General features: G+C 63.1%; 7 protein-coding genes. 2 read left to right on the plus strand and 5 right to left on the minus strand.

Annotated features, from left to right (window positions below; all coding sequences use genetic code 11):
- The first annotated feature begins 34 nt into the window (after window positions 1–34).
- Entirely contained in the window at window positions 35–1,372 is a 1,338-nt protein-coding gene (locus SLW75_RS01790) for an MFS transporter (RefSeq protein ID WP_296306487.1), read from the plus strand.
- 57 nt (window positions 1,373–1,429) lie between these two features.
- Entirely contained in the window at window positions 1,430–1,810 is a 381-nt protein-coding gene (locus SLW75_RS01795; protein WP_410928953.1) for a VOC family protein, read from the plus strand.
- Between the two features lie 95 nt (window positions 1,811–1,905).
- On the opposite strand, the gene tssA is transcribed toward SLW75_RS01795, so the two are convergent.
- The 5 genes from tssA to SLW75_RS01820 all read right to left on the minus strand — a co-directional run bounded on the left by tssA (window position 1,906) and on the right by SLW75_RS01820 (window position 11,222).
- Window positions 1,906–3,006 (minus strand): type VI secretion system protein TssA, encoded by a 1,101-nt coding sequence (gene tssA / locus SLW75_RS01800; protein ID WP_410933354.1) that lies wholly within the window; start codon window positions 3,004–3,006, stop codon window positions 1,906–1,908.
- Between the two features lie 101 nt (window positions 3,007–3,107).
- Complete coding sequence (locus tag SLW75_RS01805; protein ID WP_065988935.1) at window positions 3,108–3,626, minus strand: Hcp family type VI secretion system effector; 519 nt, start codon at window positions 3,624–3,626, stop codon at window positions 3,108–3,110.
- A gap of 159 nt (window positions 3,627–3,785) precedes the next feature.
- Window positions 3,786–6,281, minus strand: a complete 2,496-nt coding sequence (tssM, locus tag SLW75_RS01810) for a type VI secretion system membrane subunit TssM (RefSeq protein WP_410933355.1) — start codon at window positions 6,279–6,281, stop codon at window positions 3,786–3,788.
- A complete protein-coding gene (tagF, locus tag SLW75_RS01815; protein ID WP_410933356.1) occupies window positions 6,278–7,204 on the minus strand; it encodes a type VI secretion system-associated protein TagF in 927 nt (308 codons plus the stop codon). Before tagF ends, tssM begins: the two co-directional genes overlap by 4 nt.
- A gap of 79 nt (window positions 7,205–7,283) precedes the next feature.
- Entirely contained in the window at window positions 7,284–11,222 is a 3,939-nt protein-coding gene (locus SLW75_RS01820; protein ID WP_410933357.1) for a type VI secretion protein IcmF/TssM N-terminal domain-containing protein, read from the minus strand.
- Between the last annotated feature and the right edge of the window lie 24 nt (window positions 11,223–11,246).

Consider the following 11,246-nt stretch of genomic DNA (forward strand, 5'->3'; position numbering starts at 1 on the left):
GGGCTCTCTCAGAGAGTCGATCTGGAGTATCGCAATGACCGTCTCTGTTCTGACCCCGAACAGCAGCCTCGCCGAGGTTGTGAGCGCCGAAAAGGCATTGATCCGCAAAGTCGCGTGGCGCCTGATGCCGTTGATCATGGTCTGCTACCTGTTCGCGTTTTTTGATCGCATCAACATCAGCTTCGCCAAGTTCCAGTTGCAAACCGATTTGAGCCTGAGCGACACCGCGTACGGGCTGGGTGCGAGCCTGTTCGTGATCGGCTACGTGCTGTTCGAAGTGCCGAGCAACATCATGCTTTACAAGGTCGGGGCGCGGCGCTGGATTGCCCGCATCATGATGTCGTGGGGCATCGCCACGGCGCTGATGGTCTTCGTCACCGCCGAATGGCAGTTCTATGTGCTGCGTTTCATCATCGGCGCCATGGAAGCGGGTTTCGCACCGGGGGTGCTGTTTTACCTGACGCTGTGGTTCCCGCAGACCTACCGGGGCCGCATCACGTCAATTCTGTTCCTGGCCTCGGCGTTCGCGGGGCTGCTGGGCGCACCGGTCTCGGGGCTGGTGCTCGGTCATATGGACGGCGTGATGCAGTTGCGCGGCTGGCACTGGCTGTTCCTGCTCGGCGGGCTGCCGTGTATTGCCCTGGGGTTTGCGGTGCTGAAGCTGCTCAAGGACCGTGTCGCGGACGCGCACTGGCTGACCGACGCCGAGAAAACGTATCTGTCGAGCCGCATCGCCCGGCATGAGCCGAACAAGCATGGCGGCTCGCTGCTGACCGCGCTGAAAATGCCGGGCTTCCTCATGCTCGGGCTGATTTATTTCCTGATTCAGGTGGCGTCCTATGGCCTGAACTTCTGGGCGCCGCAGCTGATTCGCAGCGCGGGCGTCGAAAGCCCGGTGATCATCGGGCTGCTCACGGCCATCCCGTACATCTTCGGCGCCATCAGCATGATCGTGGTCGGACGCCTGTCGGACGCCAGCGGTGAACGCCGCAAATTCGTCTGCGGGCTGATGGTGCTTGGGGCCATCGGCTTCTTTAGCGCCGGTTTCTTTGCCCAGCACACCAGCCTGTTGATCGTCTCCCTGGCCATGCTCGGCGGCGGGATTGTCGCCGCCATTCCGGCCTTCTGGACCCTGCCGCCCAAGCTGTTGGCGGGCGCAGGTGCCGGCGCGGCGGGCGGCATTGCGCTGATCAACACCCTGGGGCAGTTCGGCGGCATCGTCAGCCCGGTGATGGTCGGCGGGATCAAGGACCTCACCGGCACGACGACGCCTGCGCTCTACGTCATCGGCGTCAGCAGCCTGATCGCGGCGGGCCTGTTACTGTGGGCATTGCCGCAGAAGCTGAGAACGCTGGACAAGAACGACCACTGAGGTCCGTGCCCCAGGACTGCCTGACGGTCGACCTCATTAGCCCACGGAGCGCACGCAATGATTGATCACCTCGACCATCTGGTTCTGACCACTGTCGACGTGGAGGCCTGCAAGGATTTCTACGTTCGCGTCATGGGCATGCAGCTGGAAACCTTCGGCAGCGGCCGCCTGGCGTTCCGCTTTGGCAACCAGAAGATCAACGTTCACGAGCGCGGTCACGAGTTCGAACCCAAGGCCCACCTGCCGGTGCCCGGCGCGCTGGACCTGTGCTTCATCGCCAGCCAGGGCCTCGACGCGGTGATTGCGCAGTTGCAGGCCGAGGCGTGGCCCATCGTCGAAGGGCCGGTTCAGCGCACCGGCGCGACAGGGCCGATTCGGTCGGTTTACGTGCGTGATCCCGATCTCAACTTGATCGAGATTTCCGAATTGATGGGCTGACAGTGCTGTTCGCTCTCTCAGGATCCGCGTCTGCCTGTAACCACTGCGGCGGAGTCAGTTTTGAGGAGGGCGCGGTTGCCCGTCAGGGTTTTGTGTCAGCCCTTCGGCTCTTTCGTGCCCAGCACGTCGCGGACGCTGTCGACCACGTTGCTGTCCTTGATGACGTCGCTGAGCCAGCCTTCCAGGGGCATGTTGCCCCATTTGATCGCGCGTTCGATCAGGTACGGCACCGGGCTTTGCGGCTCGGTCTGTTTGAAGAACTGGGCGACGCCGGCGAGCATCGTAAAGGCTTCGTCGCGGGTCAGCGGCGTGGTGCGCAAGGGCGCTGACGCGGTGTCTTTCACGGTGATGGTCATGGCAGGCCCCGCAGCGGGTTGATCGGCCGGTTCGGCGACAGGCTCGGCGGTCGGTTGGGCAGGCGCGGGATTGATTTCCACGCCGCGGTCCTTGAGCAGTTTTTCAGCCAGTTGCGCGGCGCGGGAAAGGATCTCGCTCAGGCCGGCAAAGCTCGGTGCTTCACTGCCGAACAGGCGATCGGCTGTGTCCTGCAACTGCCGGCAGGCCTGCAGGCTGTCGGTGATTTCCGAGGCCTTGCGCAGGAAGTGCTCGGTGTCGGTCAGCACCACGGAACGCTGAAAGATCTCCGCGTTGATCTTGCCTTCGTCCAGCGCGATGCGCATGGCCTGCGGGTTTTGCAGCGCCAGGTTCTCGATGTGCCGGGACTCGTCGTAGCGCAGCAGACCGAACTGATCGCCCTGGGTGATCGGCAGTCCCCCCACAACATCGGCCAGGGTGGTCTTCAGCCAGGCCAGGCGCGCGGCGCGCTCTTCCAGGCCTTCGTCCAGCGCCGGGAACAGGTCATCCCAGAAGCGTTCGAGAATCCGCTCGGCCAGGGTCAGGCCGAAGGTGATGCCGACGAAGTGGTATTTGTGCGCCAGGGCTTCACTGAGCCAGGCGACCAGCATCAGGTCCTTGCTCTGCTGAGCAAGGCCTTGTGCAGCCAGGGTGATCGTCAGGTCCCAATCCGAGGATTTCAGATCGGTCTGCCAGTCACCCTGGGTCAAGTAATCAGGGTCCGCTCGACGAGCTTCCTTGACGTTGTCGAACAGCGTGGAAAAGCTCAGGTCTTCGCCGCTTCCTCCATTGATCGGCGCTGTCAGTTCGGTCAGTGAAAGGTCGTTGAGAAATTCAGACATGGTCAACTCGGGATAAGAAAAAAGAACACCGCGTCGATCCAGCCGACGCGGTGTTGAATACGGTCCGCTGCCCCAGGCAACGGACCGCTGTGACTACTCGATCAAGCGAAAACCTTGTTGGCCGTACGGTCCCAACCGCCGGTGACGTTACCGCCACCCTGGCCATCGGCACGGCTTTGTTGGGTGTAGGTGGTTTTGATGCGAGCGAAGTTGAAGCTGATTTCTTCGATCGGGAGGTCGCTGACGGCTTTGTCTTCGCCATCCTGACTGCCACCGGCAACGGCCTTGACCGACGACACTACAACCTCTTCCAGGTTGATGGTCAGGTAGGTCAGCTTGTCGCCGCCCGCACGGTTGACGTTCAGCTGGATCTTGGCGATGTGAGTGCCTTTGCAGCACGCTTCGAACAGCTTCGCAGAGGCCTTGTCGACCGCTTTGCGGATGCTGAAATCGCTCAGTGCAACGCGCTCGGAGGACGCACCGCCCGAAGAGCTGGCAGTCGCCGACGTCGCTTGGGTGGCGCCGTACTCGTAGCCGAGTACTTCAATCCAGTCCTTGTGCTTGTCATCCAGAACTTCGCCTGGAATGCCGTCGATCTGAATATATGCGTCAAATGCCATTTCTTGATTCTCCTTTCTTGCAGGTTGGGGCCAGCCGTCCAGCGGCCGGATCACGCCCCTTGATTTGACCCCTTTGAAGATTCAAAAGGATCGGTTGCCGCTGCCCGGGCCTTCATACAACAGGCCCGGGCGCCGGGTTCTTCAGGTGCCTGCGCGCAATCAGTTGAGCGCACGCACCTCGATTTCTACGCGTCGGTTCGGCTCCAGGCACTGGATCAACTGCGCACGCGGCTGCTGCATGTCGCACTTGACCAGCGGCTTCTCGCTGCCTTCGCCGACGGCTTCCACCAGCTCGGCGGGCACGCCCTTGCCGACCAGGTAGGTCTTGATGGTTTGCGCCCGCTGCCTGGACACCTGCAGATTGCCCTGTCGGTCGCCGAGCTGGTCGGCGTGACCGGCGATGACGATCTTGCCGATGTTCGGCGTGCTCAGCAGCTTGCCGGCAATGGCGCTCAGCTGACTCTGACCCTCGGTTTTCAGGCTCTGGAAATCGGCACGGCCGAAGGCGAACAGGGTGTCCGATTCCAGGGTGATGGTCTCGATGGAGCGCAGCGATTGCGAGAGCAGGCTGTTGATGTAGTTGCGCGAACTGGACGTCAGGAAGGCGTTGTCGAGAATCCTCGGCACGTCCGGTTCGTGGATCTGGTCGCTGTAGAAGTTGACCTGGCGGCTGGCGAGCTCGTAGTCCGTGCCCGAGTTCGTCGCAGCGCCCGTCGCGCCGATGGTTTTGCCGGTCTGTTTGGCGATGGCCGGGTACCAGTAGTCCGGGATCTTCGCCTTGAGGAAGGCCGGGTCGGCTTTCTCTCGCTGGGAGCGCGAGAGCTGAACGTAGGTCTCCAGGGTGGCCTTGCCAAAGTCGGCGATCGACTGCGCGCGGTTGTCGTTGGGCAGGGCACGCGGCTCGACGCTGTCAACGCCAGTTACCGGCATCAGGTCCTTGGCGTTGCGCTGATAGACCTTGATCGTGGTCAGCAGGTACAGCGAGCGGGTGAGGTTGTCGGCGGTCGGCTTGAGCATGACCGTTTCCAGCCGGTTGAAGTAACGCGCGCGCACCAGCGGCTCGACGTTATAGCCCTGATAAAGGCCCAGACCCAGGCGCAGCGGCACACCCTGATCGTGGTGCCTGGCGTAGTAATCGGCGGTCTGGAGACGCAGACGGTCAAGGGTTTGCCAGTCGGTGTACTGCGCCGGCGTCCGATCGTCCTGGGCCGCAGCGGCGGTCAGTTCAGACGACAGCGTCTGTATCTCGCTTTTGTTGTTCCAGTACGACCAGCCCCACGCGCCGCACAGCAGCAGCGCAATCAGGCTGGCGCCGCCGACCCACGCGGCCTTGCGACGGCGTTCACGGACGTTGCTGGTGTACAGCGCGACCAGATGCTGGTCCGGGATGATCACCTTGCGGAACAGGCTGTTGATGAACAGCGGCTGCGGCTGGGCGTGGCCGCTGGCAGCGGACTGCTCGGCCTCCAGGGAGAAGCGCTCGCTGACCTGACGGGTGTGGCCGCCCAACTCGGGCGCATCGGCATCCAGCGCGCTGGTGAAGTAGAAGCCGCGCAGCAGCTCGGCATGCTGGTACGGATTGGCGCGCAGCAGGGCATCGACGAACAGTTGCAGCCGCGGCTTGAGCGCGGCGAGTTCCAGAGGGAACCGATACACCGCCGAATCCCGGCGGGTGATCTGAATGTCCTGCAACACCAGTTGCTGGCTGGCGACTTCCTTCCAGTAGTGGACCAGCTCGTCCATGGCCACGCCGAAACGCTGGGCCCAGTCGGTTTTTTCATAGTCTTTGTGGGTGAAGGTCTTGCCCATCACTTCGCCACGGGCCACCTCGTCGAGCTGGCGATAAAACGGCGCGAAGCCCGGCACCAGGTCGCATTTGGTAAAGACCAGGTAAATCGGCAGGCGCACTTCCAGCAGCGAATAGGTTTCCTGAAGGCGTTCACGCAGGCGCTTGGCCAGACGTTCCTGATCTTCCAGCGAGGCCTGGAGGATGTCGTGGATGCTCACCGTCACGATCAGCCCGTTGAGCGGACGACGCTGGCGGTGCTGGCGCAGCAGCTGCAGGAAACCGCGCCATTTGCCGGCTTCTTCCTGATCGGTCATGTAGCGCCCGGCGGTGTCCAGCAGCACCGCTTCGGAACTGAAGAACCAGTCGCAATTGCGCGTGCCGCCCAGCCCGGCGACCCGAACGCCTTCACGCTCGGCGTACGGGAAGTTCAGGCCGGATTGATAAAGCATGGTGCTCTTGCCGGCGGCGGGCTGACCGACCACCAGATACCACGGCAGGGCGTACAGCGCGTCCTTGGCACGGGTGCCGTTGGGGGTGTTGCTGCGCAGGCGATCGATGCTTTGCAGCAGGCGTTCGCGTAGCAGACTGACCTCTTCACGGTCCGCCGGGCTTGCGTTCAACACCGCTTGATCGGCGTCGTCGCGCAGCACGCCTTCGAGGTTGTGCTGCCGCGAGTTGCTCCTGTAGAGATACAGCACGTAGCCGATCGAGAGCAGCAGAAAGACAGCGATGCCGGTCAGCAGGCTGCCCAGGGAACTGAAGTCCAGCGCGCGGCCCAGCCCCCAGACAATGAAGATCGTCAGGAAGAAACAGATCCCCAGAATGTAGGGTTGGTAGCGCAGCAGGTAATACTTGAGCTTGTTCATACGGACTTCACATCCAGCGCGTCGACACAACGGTCGATGACGTCAAAAAGGGGGCGATCGGTGTCAGGAAACTCAGGCGGCCGGTGGTGTTCGTCGAATGCCGCGAAGTCCGCCAGTACGTCGTAATGCTCAGGCCGCTCGGTCGGGTCGGCCAGCACCGTGTACAGGCCGGTGTTGCTGCGGGACGGGAAGCACAACAGTTTGGGCCGCATAAAGTCGTCGGCCAGCACGCTGACCTGGGGCGACACACGGCCGGTTTTCATCCGCGTCAGCCAGTCGATCCAGAGGTCCGCCGTCGGGTTTTTCAAGCCGCGTTCAGCGGGCAGCGGCAGGCTGATGCCCAGCGCTTGAGCGTGGTTCAGCGGGCGGCGCAATGCATTCAATCGGGTCAGTACGGCGTTGGTGACGAACTCCGGGTAGGCCTGTTCCAGCGCCGTGGCGATGTCCCGCAGGTTGAAGTTGCGCAGGAACTTCTCGTGCACTTGGCGGAACAACGCGAAGTCCTGACCCTGCAACGGGCGCAGGGCCTTGATCCGTTCGAACAGCACCGCCGCCTGCTCGCCCTGGGCACCGAGGTGCAGCAACGGTTTGATCTGCGCGCAGAACAACTCGCTCAAGGTGAACGGGTTGACCAGCGGCTCGCCATCGCCTGCCTTCACAGTCTGGAAGATGAACAGCGGGTAGCGCCGCTGGCTGGAGTCCATCGAACTGACCAGACCGCCCAGCAGCCAGTTGCCCGAGCGCGCGCGGTACGAGAAGAAGCACACCGGCAGGCGATCGAATCGCGCCTGCCAGTCTTCCTGCGAATGAATCGCCGCGAGCGACGCCTGCAGCCAGCCGTCGAATTCGCACACGTCATCCGCGGCGCCGTGCAGGCTGACGAAGTCCGCGCTCGACGGCAGCTTGCCGAAGCAGCCGATCATCGACGGCGCTCCCGACCGTTCACCAGCCCGCCCTCAACCCCGCCTTCAGGGCCGCGTTCAACCACCCGCGCAACCCTCATCACTTGGCCGATCCTTCCGCCACGAACTTGGACGGCGAGTTCAGCGCGCTCAGGGATTTGACGTTGGCCAGGTCGGTCAGCTTGACGCCGCCGTAGTTGCGCACCGCGAGGCTGACCTGACCATTGGCGGTGTTCCAGCTGAAGCGTTGCTGGATGCCGTCGAGGTCATCAACCCGCGCGCTGTCGTTCATGCGCAACAGGCCCCAGCGACCGGGGTAGTCGAACACGGTGATGCGTTCGCCAGTCAGCGTCACCACGTCAAGACGTGCGCCCGGTGCGGTGGTGGTGCCCGGCCAGGAGAAACGGCTCCAGCTGGTTTTGCCGTTGCGGTAATGCTGCACCTGACCGTCGAGGGTGAAGATGATGTCGGTGAAGAACGCCGACGGCTCCAGCATGATTTCGAAGCCGTTTTCCTTGTCCGACAGGCTGGCGATGACTTGGCCCAGGGAGCTGGCCTTGTCGATGCTGGTGACCATGTTCGGGTTCACCAACGGTGCGGCCTTGGCGCCGCTGCTCATGCCCAGGCCTTCACCGCCGGACAGGTTACCGATTTCGTTGCGCTTGAAGTTCGGCAGCAGGCCGGATTCGGGGTCGACGAAACGCTGCAGGTCTTTCACCGACGCTTCGTTGCGGCTGCCGGCAGCGATCGGATAACGGTGCGCCATGACTTGCTCCCACGGCTTGGCGATCTGCTGTGCCCAGGCCTTGGCGATCTGCTGGCCGGCCGGGTCGCGCAGGGTTTCCCAGGCGAACTGGATCGGCAGGCTGAACAGGCCCTGCAGCGATTCCGACAGGCTGCCCCGGCTGGTGTCCACCGTTGTCTCGACGTAGTTGCGCACGTTGGTGACTTCGCTCGGCTGACCTTCGAGGGTTTCGCTGATCAGTTGCTTGCTGCTCTTGCCGACGTCCTGGGAGCGCTGAATGTTGTTCATCCGCACTTTCAGTTTGCGCAGCGCCGCCAGGTAACGATCCATGATGGTGCTGTCGGCGCCTTCGGCGTTCTGCGTCGCGAAGACCCGCGACACCGGCTCGAAGCGCTGGGCCAGGCTGCCGTCGTCCACCGGCGGCAGCGGCGAGAGCATGGCAGCGGTCGGCACTTGCGGGCCGCTGACCAGTCCGGTGACCTTGCTCCAGAAATCATCGGGCTTCGGCGTGCCGGCCTGTTGATTGGCCTGGGGCGCGGGTACGTCCCACTGGGTGTTGTCGTTGACCCCGGACAGCAGGATTTTCACCGGCGAGTTCTGCACGTCGCTCAACAACGACAGCTGTTGCGTGGCGTTGGCCATGTCGGTGAAGTGGCGCACGCCAACGCTGCTCAGCAAGGTGTACCAGGACTGCGCGTAGTCACGCTTGTAGCGGGCCATGAACTCGCGCATGAAGTTGGCTTTCTGAATGATGCTGTCGCCGCCGTCGCCGTCCAGAACCCAGTCGGACTCGTTGCGCAGGTTGCTCGACATCAGTTTGATCAGCTCGGGTTTGACGAAGCCGTCCCAACCCTGGCGGGTGAAGATCGCCGGCACCGCTTCGCTGCCGTAAAGCAACTGGCGGCCGGGCAGCGGCACCAGCTCGTTGAGGCCCACGGCCGGGAACTGGCGACTGGCTTCCAATTGCAGGCGCAGGTATTCACGGTCCACCAGCGAGCTGGAAATCATGAACGACTTGAGGCTCTTGCGGGTTTCTTCGACCAGTTGATCGTTGCGGGGCAGGGCAGGGGCCTGTCCGGTCTTGAGTAACTGCACGTACATCGGCACGTTGTCGGCGATGACCTCATCGCTGACCGGGCTCTCTGCCGAAGCGGTGTTGCTCCAGGCGACGGGCAAGGCGGCGCTGACGAATTCCGGGTCCGAGTGGACACTCGGTTGGGTCAGCATCAGGTACAGCTTGAGCGAGTTGTAGGACTCGATGATCGAGGCGACTTGCTGCTCATCCAGGCGGCCAAGCATTTCTTCGGACAACGACAGCCCGCCGGTGGTGGCCGACAGTTCTGCCGCGTCACTGGCCGTGGCCGGATTGCGCAGATCGGCAAGCGCCGCCTCGCGGGTCTTGGTCACGTTGCTGCGCACGGCGCCTTTCAGACGACTGCCGACATCACCGACGCTGCGCGGAATGCTGCTCAAACTGGGTTTGCCGGTGTTGGCGGCAAAACTGCGCACGCCGCGATCGGCCAGCTTCTGGCCCTTATCGTTTTTGCTGCCCGGCTTGCCACCTGATTTGCTGGCCGTGGCAGCGAGTTCGTTCTGAGGGTCCACGGATTTGGTGAACTCATTGAACGCCCGCATCTGCATTTGCAGCTTCAGCGCCACCGGCTCAAGGGCCTGGCTGCGCAGTTGCTGGAGATAGGCCGTTTGCGCGGCGGCAAAGATCTCGTCACCGCGGTACAGGCCGGCACTCAGTTGCAGCGGCACGCCTTTGGCGCGGTGTTTTTCGATCAGCGCCAGCTCATTGCGCAGCAGCTCCAGGCCTTCGCCTGCCGCCATGCGCTGGGCACGATCGGGGGCATCGCTCAGCTCGGTCAGCTTGTCTTGCAGGGCAGCGATCCATTCGCGGTTGTGCTGAAACGACAGCGCTTGCCAGCCGATGAAACCCAGGCCGGCGAGGACCGCAGCGGCGAGGACCACCGGGGTCATTGACGTGTCGCGGCCATCGCGGGACTGGTACGAGGTCAGCGCGCGATCGGGGAAGATCACCCGGCGGAAGGTGTCGGTGATGAAGTAGCTGCGGTCGCCGGTCTTCCTGCCGCCCGCTTGCGCTAGATGGGCGCCTTCGTGTGCCGGCTGCAGGGCAAAGGCCTCGGCGAGATCGTCGTCGAACACCTGGCTCAGCTGCTGAGCGGTCTGCAACGCGCTGGTGAAATACAGGCCGCGCAGCAGCAACGGGCTGCCGTGGCTGGCCGGCTGGGTGAAGTGTTCGAGGAACGGCACCAGCACGCCCGACAGATCGGCGAAGTAATTGGGGAAGTTGAGCAACGCGCTGTTGGCGTCGGAACCGAGCCTGATCATCTGCGCATCGACGTGACGCTGCACGCCGTTGTGCAGATTCTTCAGCTTGCCGTCGAGGACCGTCTTCAAGCCCTGGCTGCGGATTTCCGACAGCGCAAACGTCATGCCCAGCGGTTGCTGACGCTCGTTCAGGTCCAAGCCGTCGAAAGCCTGATTAAAGCCCGGCAACTGGTCGGTCTTGCTCAGCATCAGGTAGATCGGCGGGTGGGTGTCGAGGCTGCGGCTGTATTCCTCGATCCGCGCGACCAGCTGGATCGCCATTTCCGCACGTTCATGGGCCGTTGCCGCCAGCAGTTCAGGCAGGCTGACCACCAGCACCAGACCATTGATGGCGGTTTTCTTGCGCTGCTTTTTCAGCAGTTGCAGGAATGCGGTGAATTCGCTCGCCGACTGGTCGTCGTTCAGGTAACGGCCGGCCGTGTCGATCAGCACCGCTTCAGGGCTGAAGTACCAGTCGCAGTGGCGGGTGCCGCTTTCGCCACTGCTCTGGCCTCCGGCGGTGGTGGCCGACAGCCCCGAGCGGGTCAGCAGCGACGTCTTGCCGGCCGCTGACTGACCGATCACCAGGTACCACGGCAGCTCATACAGTGCCGACGAACCGCCGCCGCCTGCCGAGCGATCGGCGCGGAGCATGGTGATCGCGTGCTTGAGGCGGTCGCGCAGTACCTGCTGGTCGCGGAAATCGCCGTCGGCCGGCAATGAGCGGTCGACTTCATGGTGCACCAGACGCTCGAGATTGCGCTCCGCGGACATGCGCCGCAGCTGGCGCAATACGCCCACGAAGACGTAGAACGCGCTGACCACCAGCATGACTTGAAGCAGGTATTCCCGCGACCATTGGCTGCGCGCCGCAACGACCACGCACGCAACGAGACTCGCCAGCCACAGCGCGATGAGGATGAACCAGAAACTTTTTAGAGCGCGAAGTAGTGTTTTCATGTCTTCCTGACTCGCTTACCCGAG

It is taken from the genome of Pseudomonas sp. W5-01, from assembly GCF_046540435.1.
In the GTDB taxonomy this organism is placed as follows: Bacteria; Pseudomonadota; Gammaproteobacteria; order Pseudomonadales; family Pseudomonadaceae; genus Aquipseudomonas; species Aquipseudomonas graminis_B.

Coding starts and splice junctions, on each gene's coding strand:
- tagF (WP_410933356.1), bottom strand. CDS start 7,204: ATGATCGGCTGCTTCGGCAAGCTGCCGTCGAGCGCGGACTTCGTCAGC.
- SLW75_RS01805 (WP_065988935.1), bottom strand. CDS start 3,626: ATGGCATTTGACGCATATATTCAGATCGACGGCATTCCAGGCGAAGTT.
- SLW75_RS01795 (WP_410928953.1), top strand. CDS start 1,430: ATGATTGATCACCTCGACCATCTGGTTCTGACCACTGTCGACGTGGAG.
- SLW75_RS01820 (WP_410933357.1), bottom strand. CDS start 11,222: ATGAAAACACTACTTCGCGCTCTAAAAAGTTTCTGGTTCATCCTCATC.
- SLW75_RS01790 (WP_296306487.1), top strand. CDS start 35: ATGACCGTCTCTGTTCTGACCCCGAACAGCAGCCTCGCCGAGGTTGTG.
- tssM (WP_410933355.1), bottom strand. CDS start 6,281: ATGAACAAGCTCAAGTATTACCTGCTGCGCTACCAACCCTACATTCTG.
- tssA (WP_410933354.1), bottom strand. CDS start 3,006: ATGTCTGAATTTCTCAACGACCTTTCACTGACCGAACTGACAGCGCCG.